This is a genomic window from Neopararhizobium haloflavum, from assembly GCF_002750855.1.
GTDB classification, from domain to species: domain Bacteria; phylum Pseudomonadota; class Alphaproteobacteria; order Rhizobiales; family Rhizobiaceae; genus Georhizobium; species Georhizobium haloflavum.
On the sequence record NZ_NWUC01000001.1, the window covers coordinates 370,959 to 393,673 of the forward strand.

Sequence of the window (22,715 nt, forward strand, 5' to 3'; positions counted from 1 at the left end):
TTCACCCGGGCGGGATCAGGGCCAGCGCACGACCGGCGGCAGGGACGACAGGATGGAGTCAACATTGCCGCCTGTCTTCAGACCGAAGATGGTTCCCCGATCGTGCAGCAGATTGAACTCCACGTACCGGCCGCGGCGCACGAGTTGCTCGTCCCGATCGGCCTCGCTCCAGCCGGAATTGAAGTTCGCGCGCACGATCTTGGGGTAGACGATGGCGAAGGCGCGTCCGACATCCTGCGTGAACGCAAAGTCCGCGCTCCAGCCCCCGTCCTCTTCGCCAGAGCGTAGCCAGTCGTAGAAGATGCCTCCGATGCCGCGCGGCTCGTTGCGATGCTTCAGGAAGAAATACTCGTCGCACCAGGCTTTGTACTTTGCATAGTCCGCCACGGGATGCCGGTTGCAGGCGATCTCCATAGCGCGGTGGAACAGCAGCGTGTCGGGATCGCTCTGTGTGCGACGCCGATCAAGCACCGGCGTCAGATCGGCACCGCCGCCGAACCACTGACTGGTCGTGACCACCATGCGGGTGTTCATGTGCACCGTCGGCACGTTCGGGTTGATGGGATGAGCGATCAGCGAAATGCCCGATGCCCAGAATGTCGGATCCTGTTCGGCGCCGGGAATCTGACTGCGGAACTCCGGCGAGAATTCGCCGTGTACGGTCGAGGTGTGGATTCCGGCCTTTTCGAATACGCGGCCGTTCAGCATCGACATGACGCCGCCGCCACCCTCGCCGCCGTCGCGCGCCCAGGGCGACTGCACGAAACGGCCCGGTTCCATGTCCGCGAGCGGGCCTTCGACCTCGTCTTCCAGCGTCTCGAGTGCGGCGCAAAGCGTATCGCGCAGGGTCTCGAACCAGGACCTGGCGCGCGCCTTCTTGTTTTCGATGTCGTCCGGGACGGCCGCCGGAAGGTCCGGTCGTTCCATGTTCCATGCCCCCGTTTGCTTGTTGCTGCTCGACGGCACGATTGCCGCTCGCACGCCATTTTGCAACCAGCCGGTCGCGGTATTGCCAGCCGGTGCCGATTCGACTCGCATTTCTCAAATGGCGCGATTATCCTTTTATTCAGGATTGTGGAAGCCGAAGCTTGATGAGGTCAGGGCGCCATGGCCAAACGACAGCCACCGCCGCCGATGGACGGTCTTCGCCGTCAGATCGCGAAGGGCCGGCGTGAAGGTCCACGCGGTTCGGCGTCCTCCTTCATTCGCGAGACATTTGTTCTGCCCCGCCTTGCCGCCCGCGCCAAAGCGCGCGAATGGCTCGATACCTGGCCGAAGGCGGCCTATTGGACCGAGATCGAGACGTGGCGGCAATTGCCCGACGATCGCATCGAATTCACCATGCGACGGCTGCCGACGGCCGACTGACCGGGAACGCGGCGGCGATTTTCCCCGTGCATATGGCATTGACCTCAACTTAGGTTGAGGTCTTATGAGATGGGCTCCACAACAACGGAGCTCACCCATGCCATCACTGAAACGTTCGATCCTTTCCATCCAGAGATGGCTGAAGCGGTGCGCCGGAGCCAGAGCTCTCCCTTCGCCAAATCTAGCGAGCGTGCCGCAACTGGCGCATGGCTTCTCCGCACACAATGGCACTGGCCATCGCGACGTTGAGCGATCGCACTCCGGCCTGCATGGGAATGGTGAGCCTGATATCGGCGCGCTCATGGACATCCTTGGGCACTCCCGCGCTTTCGCGGCCGAAAAGCAGGATGTCGTCGGCTCGGAATTCGCAATCGGCATAGTCCTCGTCGGCCGCTGTCGTCAAAAGAACGAGACGGCGCTGCTCGGATTCTCGCCATGCATCGAAGGTTTCGAAATTGAGGTGGCGGTTCAACGCAGCACGTTCCACGTAGTCCATGCCCGCACGCTTCAACGCACGGTCGGTGAGATCAAATCCGGCCGGCTCGATGATTTCAACGCTGCAGCCGAGACATGCGGCAAGCCGAATGATGGTGCCGGTATTGCCCGGAATGTCCGGCTGATAGAGGGCGATCGCCATGCGGTTACTCATGCGCATGGAGGTATCTCGGGCCGCGCGACCTCGCAAGGGCGGAAAATCCGGGCGCGGTCAGGCGTTTTTTATCGGGAGGGGGTGGCGGATTGTCGCATCATTTTGTATGAGACCATCCGCAACACGCGCAGCACGGAGGTTTGCATGGACATGACAGACGGCCATCGCCTTCCGGCACGAACAATGACAGCGCCACGGTTGCCCATTTTCTAGCGTTCAGCCAAACCGCCATCTGCGTCATCCGGTCGTCGCGGTCAGTGGCATCCGGCTCACATCGGTCAAGCCGCGCATGCGGCAGCGGCCATGGCTGCGCCTTTGTTCTTCTTCTCATTTACCCGGTGCAGCAGACGATCTGTCTGTGTCGCGCCAGGCGGTCCCGACCGCCCGCTTCTGCGCCGGCCATTCAAGGATCAACGATATGTTCGACTGGTTCGAACGACGCCTCAATCCCTATCCCGCCGACCCGCCCGGCCGTCCGCCGGAAAGCTTCGTCGCGTTCTGCTGGCATTATTCGCGGCAGGCGTGGCCCTGGCTGCTCGCCATGGCCTGTCTGACGGCGCTGATCTCGATCGGAGAAGTGCTGCTTTTCGGCTTCCTTGGAAGCATCGTCGACTGGCTGGCGGCGGCTGACCCCGACGGCTTTCTTGCGCGTGAGGGCACGACGCTGGCCGCGATGGCGGCGCTTGTGCTCGTCGGCCTGCCGCTGATCGTGCTCGTGCAGTCCATGCTCATTCACCAGACGCTGCTCGGCAATTACCCGATGATCGCGCGATGGCAGATGCATCGCTATCTGCTGCGCCAGAGCCTCGGCTTCTTTGCCAACGAGTTCGCTGGACGAGTCGCGACCAAGGTCATGCAGACCTCGCTCGCCGTGCGTGAGACCGTGATGAAGATGCTCGACGTCTTCGTCTATGTGGTGGTCTATTTCGTCTCGATGATCGTGATGATCGCCAGCGCCGACCTTCGGCTGGTGCTGCCGCTGCTCTTGTGGCTGGCGATCTATATTTCGCTGATCGTCTATTTCGTGCCGCGGCTGAAGCAGGTTTCAAGGGCCCAGGCCGACGCTCGATCCACGATGACGGGCAGGGTGGTCGACAGCTACACCAACATCTCGACGGTAAAGCTTTTTTCGCATGCCGGGCGCGAGGAGCGCTATGCGCGCCAGGGCATGGACGAGTTCCTGATGACGGTGCATCGTCAGATGCGTCTCGTGACGCTTTTCCAGGTGCTCATCTATTTCAACAATGCGCTACTGGTCTTCGGCGTATCGGCACTGGCGATCGGCTTGTGGATGGGCAATGCGGTTTCGGTGGGCGCCATCGCCATCGCCATCGGTCTTGCGCTGCGCATGAACGGCATGTCGCAGTGGATCATGTGGGAGGTGTCAGCGCTATTCGAAAATATCGGCGTCGTCATGGATGGCATGGCGATGATGGCACAGCCGCAGGCGGTAACCGACAGCCCGCAAAGCAGCGATCTCGTCAGCCGCAAGGGGCGGATCGCGTTTGAGCGGGTTCGGTTCCACTACGGCAAGACATCGGGCGTGATATCGGACCTGTCGCTTTCCATTGAAGCTGGCGAGAAGATCGGTCTCGTCGGGCGTTCGGGCGCGGGCAAGACAACGCTGATCAATCTGCTCCTTCGCTTCTACGACCTGGAGTCGGGCCGCATTCGCATCGATGGCGTCGACATTGCCGATGTGACGCAGGACAGCCTTCGTGCTCACATCGGCGTCGTCACGCAGGACACGGCGCTGCTGCATCGCTCGATCCGCGACAACATCGCCTATGGAAAGCCGGAGGCGAGCGATGCGGAGATCATCGAGGCTGCGCGGCGCGCCAATGCCTGGGACTTCATCCAGGAGCTCAGGGATCAACAGGGGCGTGTCGGCCTCGATGCCCATGCCGGCGAGCGCGGCGTGAAGCTGTCGGGCGGCCAGCGTCAGCGGATCGCGATCGCCCGTGTCTTCCTGAAAAACGCGCCGATCCTGGTCCTTGACGAAGCGACGTCGGCGCTCGATTCGGAAGTGGAGGCAGCGATCCAGGAGAATCTGTTTTCCTTGATGGAAGGCAAGACGGTGATTGCGATCGCCCACCGGCTTTCGACCATCGCCGAAATGGACCGCCTCGTCGTGCTTGACAGCGGCGAGGTCATCGAGACCGGCTCTCATGCTTCGTTGATCGAGGCAGGCGGGCTTTATGCCGAACTTTGGTCGCGTCAATCCGGCGGGTTCATTTCCACGGACAGGCAGGGCGAAGAGGCGGCGGAGTAGTTTGAACGATGCCGGCGCGGGCCCGCAAGCCGATTGCGGTGCCGCGTCAGTGCATTATATCGCAGGAGATGATCGTCAAACGCGTCTTCAGACTATTCGAGGGGTGGGTCGACCCTTTCCGGACCACCGACAATCTCAGGCCGCCGGGCAGCGTCGTGGCGTTTGTCTGGTTCTATATCAGCCAGGCCCGCTGGCCCTTTGCGGCAATGCTCGCGCTTGGCGGGCTGGTGGCGCTTCTGGAAGCGGCATTGTTCTATTTTGTCGGTCGCATCGTCGATCTGCTCGATTCGATCGAACCGGCGGACGGCTGGGCCGGTCTTGTGGCTGCCCACGGGCCTGAACTGCTCGTGATGCTTTTCGTCATCGTCGTCGCACGTTTCGTGGTAACGGCGCTTGCAGCACTCGTCGAAGAACAGACGATCGTGCCAGGCTTTTACAATCTCGTACGCTGGCAGGCCTATGCGCATGTCGCGCGGCAAAGCCTGTCCTTCTTCCAGAACGACTTCGCCGGCCGGGTGGTCACGAAGGTATGGCAGGCCGGTCAGGCGACCGGCGACTTCATGGTCTCGATCCTGCAGGTCGTATGGTTCGTCATCATCTACACGGCGACGACGATGGCACTGGTGGCGGGTCTCGACTGGCGGCTTTCCGCGCTCGTCGCCATCTGGATCGGCGGCTTCATCCTTTTGGCTCGCTATTTCGTGCCGCGCATTCGCAGGTGGGCGCGCGCATCGGCCGAGGCGTCGTCCATGCTCAACGGCCGGATCGTCGACAGCTACCAGAACGTGCAGACCCTCAAGCTATTCGGTCGGGCCGATCAGAACGACCTCTACATACGCGATGGTTTCGACCGATTTCTTTCCGCCATCATTCCCTTCACCAGAAACCTGACGAGCGTTCGTGCCTCGCTCGCCCTGCTTTCCGGACTGATGATCGCGGCGATCGGAGGCCTTGCCGTTCATCTTTGGCTCGCCGGCAGCATTTCCAGCGGCGCCGTCGCCTTCACAATGGCGCTGGTGCTGCGGCTCAACATGCTCCTGAACCGCATGATGACGCAGCTCAACGCGCTGATGCGCAATTTCGGCACGATCCAGAACTCGATGGAGCTCATCGCGCGCCCGATCGAAATGCGCGACGCGCCGGATGCAACGAAGCTCGTCATCGAGAGGCCAAGCATCGAATTTCGTAACGTCGCCTTCCATTACGGCAAGAGTTCCGGCGTCATCGACGACCTTTCTCTCGTCATAGAGCCGGGCCAGAAGATCGGTCTGATCGGCCGCTCGGGAGCGGGAAAATCGACGCTGGTCAACCTGCTGCTTCGCTTCTACGACCTTGAAAGCGGAGCCATCCTGATCGATGGGCAGGATATTGCCGGTGTGACACAGGAGAGCCTGCGACAGCAGATCGGCATGGTCACGCAGGATACGTCCCTGCTCCATCGCTCCATCCGCGACAACATCCTCTTCGGCCGGCCGGATGCCGGTGATGCCCGTCTCATGGAGGCGGCAAGGAAAGCCGAAGCCAGCGAGTTCATCGCGATGCTAGAAGACGTGCGGGGCCGCAAGGGTTACGACGCCCACGTCGGCGAGCGGGGTGTCAAGCTTTCCGGCGGGCAGCGCCAGCGGATCGCGATCGCCCGTGTCATGCTGAAGGACGCGCCGATCCTCATTCTCGACGAGGCGACCTCGGCGCTCGACTCCGAAGTCGAAGCAGCCATCCAGGAAAACCTTTCCCGACTGATGGAGGGCAAGACGGTGATCGCCATCGCGCATCGACTCTCCACCATTGCGGAGATGGACCGCCTGATCGTCATGGATCGCGGGGCGATCATCGAGGACGGGACGCATGCCGAACTTGTGGCCGCAGGCGGCCTTTACGCCGAACTGTGGACGCGCCAATCGGGCGGCTTCATCGGCGGGGAACTGGCGGCTGAGTGATGCGGTGCGCCGCGTCCTGCGCAAGAGGCCGCGACACGCCATGCGGCAGGGCTTTGACCGTCGAGCGATTATCCCGCGACAATGTGCCCATATGGCCCTGTCGAGACTGGACATATTTCGCCATCAAGCATAGAAACCCGCAAAATGACGGGCGTTTGGCAGCGCTCGCCAGCGGGGGCATTCCTTAGGTTTCGGCGCCGCAGGCGACGTTACGCCGCTACCCGCCATGATCATGCGCAGAGGATGTTTGAGCCGTGAGCGAACACGAAACGACAGCAGAGCCCGGCGGTGAACCGACCCGTCGCGACTTCCTTTTCCTGACGACCGGCATGGCCGCCGTGGTCGGCGGTGCAACCGTTGCCTGGCCGTTCATCGACCAGATGCGGCCGGATGCGTCGACGCTGGCCCTGGCCTCCGTCGAGGTCGATGTGTCGTCGTTGTCCGAGGGCATGTCGCTCACCGTTCAGTGGCGTGGTCGCCCCGTCTTCATCCGCAACCGCACGGAAGAAGAAGTCGAGGCCGCGCAGGCCGTCGAGCTGGCGGAGCTGAAAGACCCGGTCGCGCGCAACGAAAACATACCGAATGCCGAAGCGACCGATCTCAACCGTTCGGCCGGCGAGGGCATGGAGAACTGGATCGTGATGATCGGTTCATGCACCCATCTTGGCTGCGTACCGCTTGGCCAGGCCGGCGACTACAATGGCTGGTTCTGCCCCTGCCACGGTTCGCACTACGACACTGCCGGCCGCATTCGCCGTGGCCCGGCACCCGAAAACCTTCCGGTGCCGCCGTTCGAGTTCATCTCGGACAGCATGATCCGAATCGGCTGAGGCGAGGAGAGACAATTCAATGAGTGGTGATCATTCCACATATGTGCCCAGCTCGGGCGTCGGAAAATGGGTCGATTCGCGCCTTCCTCTGCCGCGTCTTATGCATGACTCCTTCGTTTCCTACCCGGTTCCGCGGAACCTGAACTACGCCTACACCTTCGGCGGCATCCTGATGGTGATGCTGGTCGTGCAGATCCTGACGGGCGTCGTGCTTGCCATGCACTACGCCGCTTCGACGCAGATGGCGTTCGATTCGGTCGAAAAGATCATGCGTGACGTGAATTCCGGCTGGCTGCTGCGCTACATGCACGCCAATGGCGCCTCGTTCTTCTTCATCGCCGTCTACATCCACATCTTCCGTGGGCTCTACTACGGTTCATACAAGGCGCCGCGTGAAATCCTCTGGATCCTCGGCGTCGTGATCCTGCTCCTGATGATGGCGACGGCCTTCATGGGCTACGTTCTGCCCTGGGGCCAGATGTCGTTCTGGGGTGCGACGGTCATCACCGGGTTCTTCACTGCGTTCCCGGTGATCGGCGAACCGCTGCAGCAACTTCTCCTCGGTGGCTTCGCGGTCGACAATCCGACGCTGAACCGGTTCTTCTCGCTGCATTATCTCCTGCCGTTCATGATCGCGGGCGTCGTGATCCTGCACGTCTGGGCCCTGCACGTGACCGGCCAGACGAACCCGACAGGCGTCGACGTGAAGACCAAGACCGACACGGTGGCCTTCACACCCTATGCGACGCTGAAAGACGCCCTGGCGATGGTCGTCTTCTTCGTCTTCTTCGCCTATTTCATCTTCTACATTCCGAATTATCTCGGCCACGCAGACAACTACATCCAGGCCAACCCGCTGGTGACGCCATCGCACATCGTGCCCGAATGGTACTTCCTGCCGTTCTACGCGATCCTGCGTGCCATCACTTTCAACATCGGCCCGATCGACTCCAAGCTCGGCGGCGTTCTGGCGATGTTCGGCTCGATCGCGGTGCTGTTCTTCCTGCCCTGGCTGGACACCTCGCGGGTCCGCTCGGCGGTCTACCGGCCGTGGTACAAGGTGTTCTTCTGGGTGTTCGCCATCAACGCCGTCTTCCTCGGATGGCTTGGTTCGCGGCCGGCTGAGGGCTGGTATGTGACCGCGTCGCAGCTTTCGACGCTCTACTACTTCGCCTTCTTCCTGATCATCATGCCCCTGCTCGGCATGATCGAGACCCCAAGGCGGGTTCCGAACTCCATCTCCGAGGCAGTGCTATCGCGCAAGAACGGTGGCTCCGGCCAGCCTGCGGCAGCTGTTTCGGCACCCGAAGATCGCGCCTGATGCAAGCGGCTCTGAAAGGATCTATCTCGATGAAAAAGCTTGTTTCCGGCCTTCTTTCGCTCGCCTTCCTCGCTGGGCTCGCCATGTCGGGCGCTGCCTTCGCGCAGGAGGAGGAGCACGAAACGCCGCACTATCCGCTGCACAAGCCAGAGCATGTCGACTGGTCGTTCGCCGGCCCCTTCGGTCATTACGACAAGGGGCAGCTTCAACGTGGCCTGAAGGTCTACACGGAAGTGTGCGCCGCCTGCCACTCGATGGATCGGGTCGCATTCCGCAATCTGGAAGATCTCGGATATTCGGAAGACCAGGTTCGCACGCTGGCCGGCAATTACGAGGTCGAGGACGGTCCGGACGCTGGCGGTGACATGTTCATGCGCCCGGCGACAGGCTCGGACACCTTCCCCGCACCGTTCGCCAATCCGGAAGCGGCAGCCGCCTCCAACGGCGGCGCCGTGCCGCCCGACTTCTCGCTGATCGCGAAGGCCCGTGCGGTCGAGCGCGGCTTCCCGAACTTCGTGTTCGACATCTTCACGATGTATGCGGAGAATGGCCCGGACTACATCCATTCGCTGCTGACGGGCTATGAAGAGGCGCCCGAAGGCACCGAGATTCCGCAGGGTACCTACTACAATCCCTACTATATCAACGGTCCGTCGCTCGCCATGGCGCCGCCGCTGTCCGAGGGCATCGTCACCTATGACGACGGCGCGCCGGAAACGGTGGAGCAGTACTCCCGCGATGTCAGCGCGTTCCTGATGTGGGCGGCAGAGCCGCACCTGGAAGAGCGCAAGGCGCTTGGCTTCAAGGTCATCGTGTTCCTGCTGATCTTCGGGACCTTGCTCTATTTCACCAAGAAAACGATCTGGTCGCGCATCGAGCATTGATCGGACGCGGAGCAAGCCGCAACATGTCGATCAAAGGCGCCACCTGCGTGGCGCCTTTTTTATGCCAGGAGAAAGGTCGCATGCGATGAGCCGTTATCTGGAATTGACCGAGAGCATTCGGGCGATTCACGACTATCCGAAGCCCGGCATCGTCTTTCGTGACATCACCACGCTGCTTGGCGACGCGCGATCCTTCCGCCGGGCGGTGGACGATCTGGTGCATCCTTATGCCGGCACGAAGATCGACAAGATCGCGGGGATCGAAGCGCGTGGCTTCATCCTCGGCGGCGCGATCGCGCATCAGCTCTCGGCTGGTTTCGTACCAATCCGCAAGAAGGGCAAGCTGCCGCACGATACGGTGCGGATCGCCTACAGCCTGGAGTATGGCGTCGACGAGATGGAGATGCACCGTGATGCGGTCGAGCCTGGCCAGAAAGTGATCCTCGTCGACGACCTGATCGCGACGGGTGGAACCGCCGAGGCTGCCTGCAAGCTTCTGCTGCAAATGGAGGCTGAGATCGTCGCTGCGTGCTTCGTGATCGATCTGCCGGATCTGGGCGGGCGGCGGAAGCTCGAAGCGCTGGGGGTCGAGGTGCGCACGCTGGTGGAATTCGAAGGCGACTGACTGGGTCAGATCTTTACGAGCACGGCGCTGTCGAATGCCATAACGGTCTTTCCGTCCAGCGTTTCGGCGAAATTGTGGGTCTCAACGAGTCCCCATCCCGGTTTGGTCCGCAGCACGCGCGTCTTTGCCACCACGCAGCCAAAACGGATGGTCTCTCCCGCGAAGACCGGCTTCAACCAGCGCATATTCCTGATGCCAGGGGAGGGGCCGAGCACCGGCGGCACGCCGCCATTCTCGGCGACCCGGGCGAAGTCCTTCTCGCGGAATTCGCAAATCTTGCGCATCCAGACCGCTCCGGTATGCCAGCCTGAGGCACAGAGTCCGCCGAACATGCTGTCGCGGGCCCTGGCCTCATCGACATGGAAGGGCTGGGGATCAAACTTCTTGCCGAATGCGATGATCTCTTGCGCGGTGAAGGTGTGCGTTCCGAAATCCTGGCGCTCGCCGACCTTGTAGTAATTGAGTCCGCTCATTGCGCCTTCTCCACACGGCGCAGCCGCATCATGGCTGGCTGGCGTGTGCGGCACACGATCTCGCCGCGCTGGTTGGTCAGTTCCGCTTCGATGGTCAGAATGCCTATCGCGGGGCGCGAGGCGGACAGGCGCCGGTCCGCGACAGTGCATGTTCCCGACAGCGTATCGCCGGCGAGGACGGGCCGTTTCCAATCGGCGTATTCGATGCCAGGACCACCTTCGGAGGCTGCCCTGCTGATGATCGCGTCACAGAGCATGCGATGGAGCAGCGCGCAGGTATGCCAGCCGGATGCGGCTAGGCCGCCGAGGATGCTTGCCTTTCCCGCCTCCTCGCTGAGGTGCATCGGCTGTGGATCGAACTGTGAGGCAAATTCGATGATCTCACCGGCGGTGACGGTCACAGGGGCGAGGTCGAAGACACGGCCAGGCTCGAAATCCTCATAGTGAAGATAGCTATCGTCATACACCGCGGCCGGCCCTTACGTGTTGAACCGGAAAAGCAGAACATCGCCATCCTGCACGACGTATTCCTTGCCTTCGTCACGCGCCTTGCCCGCCTCCTTCGCCGCGACTTCACCGCCGAGGCCCACATAGTCGTCATAGGCGATCGTCTGGGCGCGGATGAAGCCTCGCTCGAAATCGGTGTGGATGACGCCCGCTGCCTGCGGTGCCTTGGAACCGGTGCGCACGGTCCAGGCACGCGTTTCCTTGGGGCCGGCGGTGAAATAGGTGATGAGTTCCAGAAGACGGTAGCCAGCACGGATGAGCCGATCGAGTCCCGGCTCTTCGAGGTCCATGGAATCCAGGAATTCGCGGGCCTCGTCTTCAGGCAGTTGAGCGACTTCCGCTTCGATCGCAGCGGAGATGACGACTGCCTCGGCGCCCTGTCCCTCTGCCATGGTGGCGACAGCGGTAGTGTGTTCATTGCCCTCGGCGGCGTCGCCTTCCGACACGTTGCAGACGTAGAGAACCGGCTTTGACGTCAGGAGGTTGAGCGACTTCAGAAGCTTCAAGTCTTCCGCCGCGATGCCGTCGAGCAGCAACCGCACCGGCTTCCCGTCCTGGAGCAGCTTGAGCGCCGCCTCCATCATTGGCAGGAGCAGAACGGCCTCCTTGTCCTTGCCGGTGGCGCGTTTGCGCATCTGATCGGTGCGGCGTTCGAGGCTCTCCAGGTCGGCGAGCATCAGTTCGGTCTCGATCGTCTCCGCATCGGCAACCGGATCGATGCGACCCTCGACATGCGTCACGTCATCGTCTTCGAAGCAGCGCAGCACATGGACGATCGCGTCGACCTCGCGAATGTTGGCGAGGAACTGGTTACCCAGCCCTTCACCCTTCGAGGCGCCCCGCACGAGGCCGGCGATGTCGACGAATGAGATACGGGTCGGGATGATTTCCTTCGACTTGGCGATCGCGGCGATCTTGCCGAGGCGCTCATCGGGCACGGCCACTTCGCCGGTGTTGGGCTCGATCGTGCAGAAGGGATAGTTCGCGGCCTGGGCCGCGGCCGTCTTTGTCAGCGCGTTGAAAAGCGTCGACTTGCCGACATTGGGCAGTCCGACGATGCCGCATTTAAAACCCATGAAACCCTAATCCCGTGCGGTGAACGATTGTTGTGTGCGTATTGAGCAAGTGCGACGAGAACGTCAAGGCGCCGGCGCCTGAGCGCATCAATCGCCGCTCTTTCCGCCGAAGAGGCGCTTCAGCATGTCGGCCATCGGTCCCGTTGGTGCTGGGCCTTGTGATTGCGGCCGATTGGCCTGGCGAATGTGGCTGCGCCCCTTGGCCGGCTTGCCGACCGGAGCAGTGGGGGCAGGGGCCTGCGCCGCGCCTGTGAGGGAAAGCGCCAGTTTGTTCATGAAGCCGGAATCATCCCGCTGAACAAGCATCGCGGCATTCTCGCCGATCGCGGCAAGAAACGGCTCGAGCCATGCCCGATCGGCTTTCGAGAAGTCACCGAGCACATGGTTGTGGACCAGTTCCTTTGCACCGGGATGGCCGATGCCGAGGCGGACCCTGCGGTAATCCTTGCCGACATGCGCATCGATCGACTTGATTCCGTTGTGGCCACCGTGGCCGCCAGCGGTCTTTATGCGGGCTTTGCCGGCCTGCAGATCGAGTTCGTCATAGATGACCGTCAGGGCATCTGGTCCCAGCTTGTAGAACCTGATGGCTTCGCCGACGGCCTCACCCGACACGTTCATGAAGGTCTGGGGCTTGAGCAGCAGTACCTTTTCGCCGCCGAGTTCGCCTTCGGCGATCTCTGCCTTGAACTTCTTCGACCAGGGAGAAAAGCCGTTGGCCCGAGCGATCTCGTCGACGGCCATGAAGCCGATATTGTGTCGGTTCCCGGCATAGCGCGCACCGGGATTGCCGAGGCCGGCAATGATCTGCATGGATTGCTCCAATGGGTCGCGAGTGAACGGCGTCGGGCAGGCATATAAAGCCTGCGGCCCGGTACGCCAAGCGTAACCGGGCCGCAGAATGCGTATCGATAAAGGCGGAGGCCTATTTCTCTTCGGCGTCGCCTTCGCTGTCGCCGTCTTCGCCTTCGGCCTCGTCTTCACCTTCAACCGCATCTGCATCGGTCTCGGGCTCTTCCTGGCCTTCGGCTTCCTCTTCCGCCGTCAGGACGGCCGGCGCAGCAATCGTCGCGATCGTGAAGTCGCGATCGGTGATTGTCGGCTCGATGTCCTTCGGCAGCGAAATGTTGGAGATGTGGATGCCATCGCCGATTTCGAGGCCGGTCAGGTCGGCTGCGAAGTAGTCAGGGATCTTGTCGGCCGGGCAATGAACTTCGACGGCGTGACGCACGACGTTGAGCACGCCGCCGCGCTTGATGCCGGGCGATGCTTCTTCGTTTTCGAAGTGAACGGGGACTTCGACGGTCACGATCGTGTTCTTGCCAACGCGCAGGAAATCGACGTGCATCGTGAAGTCGCGCACCGGATCCAGCTGATAGTCCTTGGGCAGGACGCGGATCTTCTTGCCGTCGACAACGATGGTGGCGATGGTGGTCATGAAGCCGCCGCCGTGAATTTTCTTCGTGACGTCCTTGTAGGGCAAGGTAATCGCGATCGGGTCCTGCTTGTCACCATAGATGACAGCGGGAATCTTGCCGTTGCGGCGAAGTTCACGGGCGGACCCCTTACCAACCCGTTCGCGCGCCTCGGCCTTGAGCTCGTATGTATCGCTCATGGCATTTCCTTTCGAGGTATGATCTGGAGCGCCTCGCGCGGACATGCCGCTTTCGAGACGTGGAACTGCTCATTATCGAGAAGTTCATCCGCGTTGCCTCCAAGGGTGTCTACGCGGACGGCGCGTACATACCGGATGTGTGCCGGAAGCGCAAGCTTTGGGCGCGTCGCCTGTGCGCGGCGCCGATGTTGCCAAACGAGCCTCAAGAGACGATTGTGCCTGCCGATGAAAATGGACCACAAGTCAGGACGACGCGATGCCCGCATACCGCTCACGCACGACCACACACGGACGCAACATGGCGGGGGCCCGTGGCCTCTGGCGCGCAACCGGCATGAAGGACGATGATTTCGGCAAGCCGATCATTGCCGTGGTCAATTCCTTCACCCAGTTCGTGCCGGGTCATGTTCACCTGAAGGATCTGGGTCAACTCGTTGCGCGCGAAATCGAAAGTGCCGGTGGGGTCGCCAAGGAGTTCAATACCATCGCCGTCGATGACGGGATCGCGATGGGCCACGACGGGATGCTCTATTCCCTGCCGTCGCGCGAACTGATCGCCGACAGCGTCGAGTACATGGTCAACGCGCATTGTGCCGACGCCATGGTGTGCATCTCCAACTGCGACAAGATCACGCCAGGCATGCTCATGGCCTCGCTTCGCCTCAATATCCCGACCGTCTTCGTTTCGGGCGGCCCGATGGAGGCGGGGAAGGTGGTTCTCAACGGCAAGACGAAGTCGATGGACCTTGTCGATGCCATGGTGGCGGCAGCCGACGAGCGCGTCTCGGACGAGGACGTGGCGGTCATCGAGCGTTCGGCTTGCCCAACCTGTGGTTCCTGTTCGGGCATGTTCACGGCCAATTCGATGAACTGCCTGACCGAAGCGCTTGGTCTTTCGCTGCCGGGCAATGGTTCGACACTCGCAACACATGCCGATCGTAGGCGATTGTTCGTGGAAGCCGGGCACCTGATCGTCGATCTGGCACGGCGTCACTATGAGCAGGACGACGCCAACGTGCTGCCGCGCGCGATCGCTTCGAAAGGCGCGTTCGAGAATGCCATGGCGCTCGACATCGCGATGGGCGGTTCCACCAACACGGTGCTGCACATCCTGGCAGCGGCCCATGAGGGCGAAATCGATTTCGATCTCGACGACATCGACCGGCTGTCGCGCAACGTGCCTTGCCTTTGCAAGGTCGCACCGGCGATCGCGGATGTGCACATGGAAGATGTCCATCGCGCCGGCGGCATCATGGCGATTTTGGGGGAACTCGATCGCGCCGGCCTCATCCGCCGCGAGCAGCCCACCGTACATTCCGAGACGATCGGCGACGCCATCGATCATTGGGATATCGCGGCGACGTCCAGCCAGAAGGTTCGCGATTTCTATCGGGCCGCGCCGGGCGGCGTTCCGACGCAGACGGCATTCAGCCAGGACCAGCGATGGGGCGAACTCGACATCGACCGCCAGAAGGGTGTCATCCGCAGCGCCGAGAACCCGTTCTCGAAGGATGGTGGCCTTGCCGTGCTGCGCGGCAACCTCGCCATCGACGGCTGCATCGTGAAGACCGCAGGCGTCGACGAATCCATCCTCAAGTTCTCGGGGCCGGCCAAGGTGTTCGAGAGCCAGGATGCGGCGGTCAAGGGAATCCTCGGCAATGAGGTGAAGAGCGGCGACGTGGTGGTCATTCGTTACGAAGGGCCGAAGGGCGGGCCAGGCATGCAGGAGATGCTTTATCCGACCAGCTACCTGAAATCGAAGGGCCTCGGCAAAGCCTGCGCCCTGATCACCGACGGCCGGTTTTCCGGGGGCACATCGGGGCTTTCCATCGGCCATGTGTCGCCCGAAGCGGCCAATGGTGGAACGATCGGGCTGGTGCGCGAGGGCGACATGATCGAGATCGACATCCCGAACAGGTCGATCCAGCTCGCGGTCGATGAAGGCGAACTGGCGACACGCCGCGCCGCGCAGCAGGATGCCGGCTGGAAGCCATCAGAGAAGCGCAAGCGCAACGTGACGACGGCGCTCAAGGCCTACGCGGCCTTCGCAACAAGTGCCGACAAGGGTGCGGTGCGCAAGTTGCCCGAATAGGAAGGCGGGTCGGGCCTTCGGGTCCGGCCGTCCCGATCAGTCGAAGAGGCTGGAAACCGATTCTTCGGCCGCGGTGCGGTTGATCGCCTCGCCGATGAGGTTGGCGGTGGTGATGACGCGAATGTTGTGCGCGCTCTGCACCGACGGCGAAGGCTGGATGGAGTCGGTGATCACAAGCTCCTTGAGCTTGGAAGAGGCAACGCGCGAGACGGCGCCGCCAGACAGAACGCCGTGCGTGATATAGGCGGTGACGCTGGTCGCGCCTTGCTTGAGCAGGGCGTCCGCCGCGTTGCAAAGGGTGCCGCCGGAATCGACGATGTCGTCGATCAGGATGCAGTCCTTGCCGGAAATCTCGCCGATGATGTTCATCACCTCCGATTCGCCCGGACGGTCACGCCGCTTGTCGACGATGGCTAGGGCAGCGTCGAGGCGCTTTGCCAGAGCGCGCGCGCGCACGACGCCACCGACGTCGGGAGACACGACGACCACGTTGGAAAGATCGTAGTGCTCCTTCACATCGCGCGACAGGATCGGCACGGCGTAGAGGTTGTCTGTCGGAATATCGAAAAAGCCCTGGATCTGCCCGGCGTGGAGATCGAGCGTCAGCACCCGGTCGGCACCGGCATGGGTGATGAGATTGGCCACCAGCTTTGCCGAGATCGGCGTGCGCGGACCGGGTTTGCGGTCTTGCCTGGCGTAACCGAAATACGGAAGAACCGCCGTGATGCGCCGCGCAGAGGAGCGACGGAACGCATCGATCATGATGAGCAGTTCCATGATGTGGTCATTGGCGGGATAGGAGGTCGACTGAACGACGAAGACGTCCTCGCCGCGCACGTTCTCCTGGATCTCGACGAATATCTCCTGATCGGCGAACCGCCGGACGCTGGCCTTGCCGAGCTGGAGATTGAGGTAGTTGCAGATCGAGTCGGCAAGCAGCCTGTTCGAGTTGCCCGCGAAGATTTTCATGTTGGTCCGCCTGTCGTCGCGCCTGATGCCCGGCCTTTTAGCCTGTGTGCCCGCGATTGCAAGTCGAAGGACGTAAACCGCTGCAGCCGGCGGCCGATCAGGCCGACGTGCCGTTGCGCCAGTTCCCGTATTCGAGGAGGGTGCGTTCGGCAATTTCCCGGAACTGGTCGGAGGATATGGCCTCCCACCCCTCGTCGCCGGTATCGATGGTCTCCGTGGTGCCATGAATGCGGTGAAGGCGTTGGCCGGATTCGTCGAAGACGTCCCAGACATAGATGACCGTGGTGCCTTCGCCGGACGTATCCACGGCCATATAGCCTTTCAGTACATGGTCGCTCGTCTCGTCGGCAAAGGAGCGGATGGCGATGTTCTGGCGGCTCGCCGCCGCGCGCAGGCCGGCAGTCAACGGGTCACTTGCGCTTAATGGAGCCCCGATGATCGGCGCAAAGCGCACGCTCGCCTGTTCGCTCGATTTCAGGGAGGGTTCAGCTTCCGAAAGCCCGGCTAGCGCCATGCGCGTGTCTGTCGTCTCGTCCTCGTTCAGCATGAGAGCTGCAACCGGGCCGTCGCTGGTGCTGCATCCTGCCAGCAACAGCAAGGCCAGGATCGCTGTGCAGCGAATCCCGCAGACGTTTCGTACCATGAGCTCGCCCCCGAGCGTGCCGCCCAGATCGGTCAGGACGGCATCGATGATCCATCGTTGACCACCTTATGGGGGAGCAGCGCCAAGGCTGTCAACGTTGAATAAGCTCAAGCTTATGTTTGGAGAGGGCTTCGGGACCTTCCGGTGTCGTCAGGTAGGTCTGGCCGAGGGTCATGGCGACGCCAGCGTCGGAATCGGCGATGATCATGTGGACGAAGAGCGTCATGTCGGTCTCTATCGTCTGCGCGCTGCCCTGGTAGAACATCTGGTGCTCCATCCACGAAGGGGCGTAGCGCGCGCCGAGCGAATAGCCGCAGGCGTTGAGCCTGTGGCGCGCCAGGCCGCGATCGTCCACGACACGGGCATGGACATCGAAAACGTCGCCGAATGTGTGGCCCGAGGTCAGGACCGGCTCGATCTGCTGAAGGGCGTCCTGACAGGCCTCGAACAGTTCGATGTGGCGGGCCTTGGGTTTGCCGAGGATTAGGGTGCGCATCATCGCCACATGGTAACGGGCGCTGACGCCGGCCCATTCGAGGGTCAGCTGGTCGTTCTTGTTGAGCTTGCGGCGGCCTGACTTGGCGCGGCAGAGCAGGGCGTCCTCGCCCGATCCGATGACGAACTCATTGGCAGGGTAGTCGCCATCACCGGCCAGCACCGCGGCCTGCATGGCGGCCAGGATGTCGGATTCGCGCGCTCCCGGTTCAATCAGCGGCAGGGCCGCGTCCAATGCGCCATCGACCAATTTTGCGGCCTTGCGAACATGGGCGATCTCGGCAGGGCTCTTTATGAGGCGCAAGCGGCTGACGATATAGGACGCGTCGATGATCTTGCCGAAGGACTGCAACTGATTATCGAGACGGCGTGTGTTGGTGCCGGTCAGACCGTGGGTGTCGTACTCCACGCCGATGCGGCAGCCAAGCAGGTCCATCTCGTCCAGAAGGTTCTTCAGATCCGTTGTCGGGTCGGCATTGGCCCGATCGGTCCAGATGTTGATGTTCTCGATGATGGACGTGTGTCGCGCTTGTCTGAGGTCGGCAGAGCGCGTCAGGAGCGTCATCGTGCCGTCGGCTTTCACCACGAGCGTCTGGAAGAAGCAGAAGCCGAACGTGTCGTAGCCTGTCAGCCAGTACATGCTTTCCTGCGCGAAGAGCAGGAGTGCATCGAGGCGCTCGTCCTTCATCGTCAGCAGCAGGCGCTCCAGCCGGCCGGCATACTCTTCCGTCGGGAAGCGAGGGGCCATGGGTCTTACTCCGTAATTGCGATGGCGGCGATCTGCCGGCCGTAGTCCGGTTCGCCGCGATGGGTCGTGCGCCGGTAGGAAAAGAAGCGGTCTTCGTCAGCATAGGTGCAATGCCCGGTCCATTCCGCAGAAACGCCGGCTGCGGCAAGACGATCCAGCGTATAGGCGGGCAGGTCGAACATGGCGTGATGCGTCTTTGCGGACGGCGAGAAGTAGCGTTCGTTCTCAGTGCGAACCGCGCGGAAATTCTCGACGAACTCCGGACCGACCTCATAATGGGTGCGGCTGATGGAGGGGCCGAGGGCCGCCGAAATGGCATCTCGGCGCGCGCCCAGCTTGACCATAGCTTCGATTGTCTCTTCGAGAACGCCGCTGAGCGCGCCGCGCCATCCGGCATGGGCAGCACCGATGACGCGAGCCTCGGGATCCACGAAAAGCACCGGCCCGCAATCGGCCGTCAGAACACCGATCACGAGGGAAGGGGTCGCCGTCACCACGGCATCGGCGCGGGGCCGTTCTTTGCCGAATGGTTCACTGACGACCACGACCTGTGGAGAATGGATCTGGTGGGGGGTCACAAGGCGCACGTCGGTCTGGCCGAACCAGCCTGCCACACGGCACCGATTGACCTTGATATCGTCGGGGCGATCATCCGACCCCATGCCGACGTTCAAGCCCTTGTAGATGCCGCCCGAGACGCCGCCGATTCGCGTGAAGAAGCCATGACGGATTCCGCCATCGGCCACGGCAGAGCCCAGCAGGGGGCTTTCGATCGGCTCGGGTCGTCCGTCGGCTAGCATGAATGGCTATGTCCCCTCACATCAGGCGCGGCGATGGTGGCCGCGGCGGCCGGTTCTGTCAACAAAGCTCGCTCCAGCCGCCTGCGGCCGCGCGAACGGCGGCAGGTCGACGGGCGTGCCGGTAACCGCCAGCACCTTGAACAACTCACCCATTCGACCTTCGCCGGAGCCGGCGATGCGCTCGACCGCAGACTGGATTGCGGCTTGCTCTTCCAGCGACTTGCCGGCACCGAGGCGACCGGCACGCTCCAAGAGGCCGAGCGCGAGAAGAAAATCACCCTGCGGCGCCATCCCCGCAATATATGCGCCCTCGCTCAAAGCAGCTTTCGCCAGAGCCTCGAAATCGACGTGGCTGGTGAGGTCCGCCTCGCCGGGCGCGGCAAGCGGGTCATCGAAACGATGGGCGCGCAGCGCCTGCAAGGTATCGCCAAAGCCGGCGGTCGTGTGGCCATAATCGATCGTGAGGCAAACGCCGCCATCTGCGCGCAGACGAGCCGCGATCTCGCGCATCAGCGCCTCACGCGCGGGCGCCACCTCAGCGATCGTGCCATCTGGCTGGGTCGCGGCGTCCTGCGGCAGCATTGCCGGGTCGATGCTGCCCGCGCCGCGGGCGAAGCACAAACGTCCATCCTGGTCCAGCGCGACAACACGCTCACGAAATCGTCCGCCCTCGGCGACGAACTGATGGAAGGGCAGCGCATCGAACAATTCGTTGGACAGAACGAAAAGATGCCCGCCGGGAACATCGGCCAATGTCTCATGCCAAGTGATCGCAGGCGTTGCATCGCGAAGCGTCTGGCGCTGGATATCGGCGAGGCGCGGGCTCATCTCGACCATATGAACCGTCATGGAGGCGGCAAGGGACGGGGCGATGCGGGTCACGACGCGCAACACATCCTGCATCAGCGTGCCGCGACCGGGCCCGATCTCGACAAGCCGAACGTGCCGGGGCTCGCTTTGCGCATGCCAGGCCTGAACGACGAAAATGCCGAGCATCTCACCGAAGAGCTGGGTGATTTCGGGTGCCGTCACGAAATCGCCGGCAGCGCCGAACGGCTCCTTCTTGCGGTAATAGCCGTCATCGGGGTCGGCGAGGCACATGGCAAAGAAATCGGCGACTGTCATCGGACCGCTGGTGCGGATGAGGCGCGCCATCTTTTGCGCCAGCCGCGTCGGCCCGTCGGCCGGTGAGGCAGACATCTCAAGGCGCCGTCGTCGGCCGGCCGGGTGCCGGCTGCGGCTTGGCCGTTGCCATGGCCCAGGCACCGATGATCAGCATGGGCAATGAGAGGAGCATGCCCATGGTCAGCCAGCCTCCGGCCAGATAGCCGATATGCGCGTCCGGCTCACGGAAGAACTCAACGATGATGCGCGAGATGCCGTAGCCACAGATGAAAGCCCCTGCCACGAAGCGCGGTGTCTTCAGTTTGGCGAGCCCGAAGATGAGGACGGCGAGAACGGCAAGAAGGACGAGGCCCTCCAGAGCCGCTTCATAAAGCTGGCTCGGATGGCGCGGCATCGGTCCGCCGGTCGGAAACACGAATGCCCAGGGCGCGTCGCTTGGCCGGCCCCAGAGTTCGGAGTTGATGAAGTTTGCGATCCTGCCGAAAAACAGCCCGATCGGTGCAACCGCCGCGATCGTGTCCAGCAGGCTCCAGGCATTGATCCCGCGCTTTCGTGCGAAAAGGACGATGGCAAGCGTGGTGCCGAGCAGGCCGCCATGAAACGACATGCCGCCGTTCCATACCGCGAAAATGCTGAGCGGATTGGCGAGGAACGAGCCAAGGTCGTAAAACAGGACATAGCCGATGCGCCCGCCCGCGACGATGCCGAGCGCGGCCCAGAGCAGGAAATCGTCGAGCTCGGCGACTGTCATCGGCTGCCTGTCGCCGGGCCACAAGGCAGCGTTGCCCACAAGACGGCGCGCATAGGCCCAGCCGAGCAGGATGCCGACCACATAGGCCGCGCCATACCAATGAACCGCCAACGGCCCGATCGACACGATGACGGGATCGATCTCAGGAAAGGGCAGCACGGCCAGCGGGGTCAGAAGATAGTCCAAGCGCGATGCCCTCGGTTGAATTCGGGCGGAAGATGGCGGGCGATCGCGGTGTGGTCAAGGCAGATACCCCGACGTGCGCGCCGAGGGCCCCGCAATCGTGCTTTCGGCTTGAATTCCCGGCCTTCAGAACCTAGTTCGTTGCATGGCCAATGCGGCCCTTAGCAGGCAAGACGAAGAGGCCCACGATCATGCCCACCGGTACCAACCGCATTCTCGACGATTTCGCAAAGCTGATGACAGACGCTGCGGGCACTGCCCAGAGCGTTCGGCATGAGTTGGAAACGGCGTTCCGCAGCCAGGCCGAGCGGGTGCTGAATTCGATGGACGTCGTGAAGCGTGAAGAATTCGAGGCCGTTCGCGAGATGGCGATCCGCGCCCGCGACGACAACGAAAAGCTGCTTCAGCGTCTGGAGCAGCTGGAGGCAAAGCTGGCCTCGGGCGCGTCCAACGATGGGACAGGCGCTTAAGGCTCGCAGGCCGAAAGCAGCTTTCCACATTTTTTCGCGGCCGTCCGGCGCCGGCCGCGGGACGCTGAAAACGCTTGTTGCAGAGTCGGTTATGACTCGCCGCTGAATCAAACTGACAAGGACTGTCCACACCCGATTTTCATGTGTCGTCCTGGAGGGGATGGCGTCGGGACTCTCGCATTATACACTGATTTTTAATGATGATTCGAAGCGGACCTGACGAGCGGTCCTCTCCCCCATGATGGCGGAGTCGAGTTTTCGAGTTGTCTATGGGGATGGTCCGGCAAGTCTGGTACATTCGGCGTGGTTCGCACCTCGAACGCGCATGTGCTGGTTCCGGTTCTTGAAGGGTGTGGCATGAGCCTGACGGATATGGATTTTGAACGAGCGATGAATCCGGTCGATATGATCGAATTCGTTGCTGCGACGAACGAATGGTCGTTCGAACGGGCCGGCGAGGACGAGATCGCCATGACCGTCGACGGCAAATGGGCCGACTATCACATCTCGTTTTCCTGGATGGAGGAGTTCGAGGCGCTTCATCTTGCATGCGCATTCGACATGAAGGTCGCGCCAAGCCGGGTCACCGAGGTGGTTCGTCTCCTGTCGCAGATCAACAGCCAGGTGCTGATGGGACATTTCGATTTGTGGGAGCAGGAGGACGTCGTTATCTTCCGGCAGTCACTGCTGCTCTCGGGCGGTGCGGAGCCCACGAACCAGCAAGTGGAAGTCTTGCTCTCCAGCGCGCTGGAAACCTGCGAGACCTATTTCCAGGCCTTCCAGTTCGTCGTCTGGTCGGGCATGGAAGCCAAGAGCGCCCTGGAAACCGTTCTTTTCGAGACCGTCGGCGAGGCCTGATGTGCCGGACAGCAAGTCTGATGC

General features: G+C 62.2%; 23 protein-coding genes. 10 read left to right on the plus strand and 13 right to left on the minus strand.

Going from position 1 to position 22,715, the window contains the following annotated elements; genetic code table 11:
• Window positions 1–15 precede the first annotated feature (15 nt).
• Complete coding sequence (gene hemF / locus CN673_RS01905) at window positions 16–927, minus strand: oxygen-dependent coproporphyrinogen oxidase (protein WP_099865000.1); 912 nt, start codon at window positions 925–927, stop codon at window positions 16–18.
• A 180-nt stretch (window positions 928–1,107) separates the two neighbouring features.
• Here hemF and CN673_RS01910 point away from each other — a divergent pair, with 180 nt between their 5' ends.
• Window positions 1,108–1,368 carry a hypothetical protein gene (locus CN673_RS01910; RefSeq protein WP_099864496.1) on the plus strand — a complete coding sequence of 87 codons (261 nt, stop codon included), beginning with the start codon at window positions 1,108–1,110 and terminating at the stop codon, window positions 1,366–1,368.
• A 181-nt stretch (window positions 1,369–1,549) separates the two neighbouring features.
• Here the strand turns inward: CN673_RS01910 and CN673_RS01915 are convergent, their stop codons facing one another.
• On the minus strand, window positions 1,550–2,017 hold the full coding sequence (locus tag CN673_RS01915) for a tRNA (cytidine(34)-2'-O)-methyltransferase (protein ID WP_198585884.1): 468 nt from the start codon (window positions 2,015–2,017) through the stop codon (window positions 1,550–1,552).
• A gap of 418 nt (window positions 2,018–2,435) precedes the next feature.
• On the opposite strand from CN673_RS01915, the gene CN673_RS01920 reads away from it, so the two are divergent.
• From CN673_RS01920 to CN673_RS01945, 6 genes are all read left to right on the plus strand, one after another.
• On the plus strand, window positions 2,436–4,289 hold the full coding sequence (locus CN673_RS01920) for an ABC transporter ATP-binding protein (RefSeq protein WP_099865001.1): 1,854 nt from the start codon (window positions 2,436–2,438) through the stop codon (window positions 4,287–4,289).
• A gap of 68 nt (window positions 4,290–4,357) precedes the next feature.
• Window positions 4,358–6,226, plus strand: a complete 1,869-nt coding sequence (locus CN673_RS01925; RefSeq protein WP_099865002.1) for an ABC transporter ATP-binding protein — start codon at window positions 4,358–4,360, stop codon at window positions 6,224–6,226.
• Between the two features lie 254 nt (window positions 6,227–6,480).
• Window positions 6,481–7,056, plus strand: coding sequence for a ubiquinol-cytochrome c reductase iron-sulfur subunit (gene petA, locus CN673_RS01930; RefSeq protein WP_099864501.1), 576 nt, complete (start codon window positions 6,481–6,483; stop codon window positions 7,054–7,056).
• A 19-nt stretch (window positions 7,057–7,075) separates the two neighbouring features.
• Window positions 7,076–8,377, plus strand: a complete 1,302-nt coding sequence (locus CN673_RS01935; RefSeq protein ID WP_099864504.1) for a cytochrome b — start codon at window positions 7,076–7,078, stop codon at window positions 8,375–8,377.
• A 29-nt stretch (window positions 8,378–8,406) separates the two neighbouring features.
• Window positions 8,407–9,261, plus strand: a complete 855-nt coding sequence (locus CN673_RS01940; RefSeq protein ID WP_099865003.1) for a cytochrome c1 — start codon at window positions 8,407–8,409, stop codon at window positions 9,259–9,261.
• Between the two features lie 85 nt (window positions 9,262–9,346).
• Window positions 9,347–9,886, plus strand: a complete 540-nt coding sequence (locus tag CN673_RS01945; RefSeq protein ID WP_099864506.1) for an adenine phosphoribosyltransferase — start codon at window positions 9,347–9,349, stop codon at window positions 9,884–9,886.
• Window positions 9,887–9,891: 5 nt separating this feature from the next.
• Here the strand turns inward: CN673_RS01945 and CN673_RS01950 are convergent, their stop codons facing one another.
• The 5 genes from CN673_RS01950 to CN673_RS01970 form a co-directional block, all read right to left on the minus strand.
• Entirely contained in the window at window positions 9,892–10,359 is a 468-nt protein-coding gene (locus CN673_RS01950; RefSeq protein ID WP_099864509.1) for a MaoC family dehydratase, read from the minus strand.
• Window positions 10,356–10,826, minus strand: a complete 471-nt coding sequence (locus tag CN673_RS01955) for a MaoC family dehydratase (protein WP_099864511.1) — start codon at window positions 10,824–10,826, stop codon at window positions 10,356–10,358. The genes CN673_RS01950 and CN673_RS01955 overlap by 4 nt, the downstream gene beginning before the upstream one ends.
• A gap of 12 nt (window positions 10,827–10,838) precedes the next feature.
• A complete protein-coding gene (gene ychF, locus CN673_RS01960; RefSeq protein ID WP_099864514.1) occupies window positions 10,839–11,942 on the minus strand; it encodes a redox-regulated ATPase YchF in 1,104 nt (367 codons plus the stop codon).
• Between the two features lie 87 nt (window positions 11,943–12,029).
• Window positions 12,030–12,755, minus strand: a complete 726-nt coding sequence (pth, locus tag CN673_RS01965) for an aminoacyl-tRNA hydrolase (protein ID WP_099864517.1) — start codon at window positions 12,753–12,755, stop codon at window positions 12,030–12,032.
• 112 nt (window positions 12,756–12,867) lie between these two features.
• Window positions 12,868–13,557: a 50S ribosomal protein L25/general stress protein Ctc gene (locus CN673_RS01970; RefSeq protein ID WP_099864519.1), complete on the minus strand. Its 690-nt coding sequence runs from the start codon at window positions 13,555–13,557 to the stop codon at window positions 12,868–12,870.
• Between the two features lie 256 nt (window positions 13,558–13,813).
• On the opposite strand from CN673_RS01970, the gene ilvD reads away from it, so the two are divergent.
• Window positions 13,814–15,649 (plus strand): dihydroxy-acid dehydratase, encoded by a 1,836-nt coding sequence (ilvD, locus tag CN673_RS01975; RefSeq protein ID WP_099864522.1) that lies wholly within the window; start codon window positions 13,814–13,816, stop codon window positions 15,647–15,649.
• Between the two features lie 36 nt (window positions 15,650–15,685).
• Here the strand turns inward: ilvD and CN673_RS01980 are convergent, their stop codons facing one another.
• The 6 genes from CN673_RS01980 to lgt all read right to left on the minus strand — a co-directional run bounded on the left by CN673_RS01980 (window position 15,686) and on the right by lgt (window position 21,366).
• Entirely contained in the window at window positions 15,686–16,618 is a 933-nt protein-coding gene (locus CN673_RS01980; RefSeq protein ID WP_099864525.1) for a ribose-phosphate pyrophosphokinase, read from the minus strand.
• Between the two features lie 97 nt (window positions 16,619–16,715).
• The gene (locus CN673_RS01985; RefSeq protein ID WP_099864528.1) at window positions 16,716–17,261 is read right to left on the minus strand and encodes a hypothetical protein; all 546 of its coding nucleotides are present in this window, start codon (window positions 17,259–17,261) and stop codon (window positions 16,716–16,718) included.
• Window positions 17,262–17,352: 91 nt separating this feature from the next.
• Window positions 17,353–18,504, minus strand: coding sequence for a M24 family metallopeptidase (locus tag CN673_RS01990; RefSeq protein ID WP_099864530.1), 1,152 nt, complete (start codon window positions 18,502–18,504; stop codon window positions 17,353–17,355).
• Between the two features lie 5 nt (window positions 18,505–18,509).
• Complete coding sequence (pgeF, locus tag CN673_RS01995) at window positions 18,510–19,304, minus strand: peptidoglycan editing factor PgeF (protein ID WP_099864532.1); 795 nt, start codon at window positions 19,302–19,304, stop codon at window positions 18,510–18,512.
• Window positions 19,305–19,325: 21 nt separating this feature from the next.
• Window positions 19,326–20,504: a class I SAM-dependent methyltransferase gene (locus tag CN673_RS02000; RefSeq protein WP_099864534.1), complete on the minus strand. Its 1,179-nt coding sequence runs from the start codon at window positions 20,502–20,504 to the stop codon at window positions 19,326–19,328.
• A 1-nt stretch (window position 20,505) separates the two neighbouring features.
• Window positions 20,506–21,366 (minus strand): prolipoprotein diacylglyceryl transferase, encoded by an 861-nt coding sequence (gene lgt / locus CN673_RS02005; protein ID WP_099864536.1) that lies wholly within the window; start codon window positions 21,364–21,366, stop codon window positions 20,506–20,508.
• 188 nt (window positions 21,367–21,554) lie between these two features.
• On the opposite strand from lgt, the gene CN673_RS02010 reads away from it, so the two are divergent.
• Together CN673_RS02010 and CN673_RS02015 are read left to right on the plus strand one after the other, a co-directional pair.
• The gene (locus CN673_RS02010; protein ID WP_099865004.1) at window positions 21,555–21,833 is read left to right on the plus strand and encodes an accessory factor UbiK family protein; all 279 of its coding nucleotides are present in this window, start codon (window positions 21,555–21,557) and stop codon (window positions 21,831–21,833) included.
• Window positions 21,834–22,190: 357 nt separating this feature from the next.
• Window positions 22,191–22,691 carry a type III secretion system chaperone family protein gene (locus tag CN673_RS02015; protein WP_099864539.1) on the plus strand — a complete coding sequence of 167 codons (501 nt, stop codon included), beginning with the start codon at window positions 22,191–22,193 and terminating at the stop codon, window positions 22,689–22,691.
• Window positions 22,692–22,715: the final 24 nt, after the last annotated feature.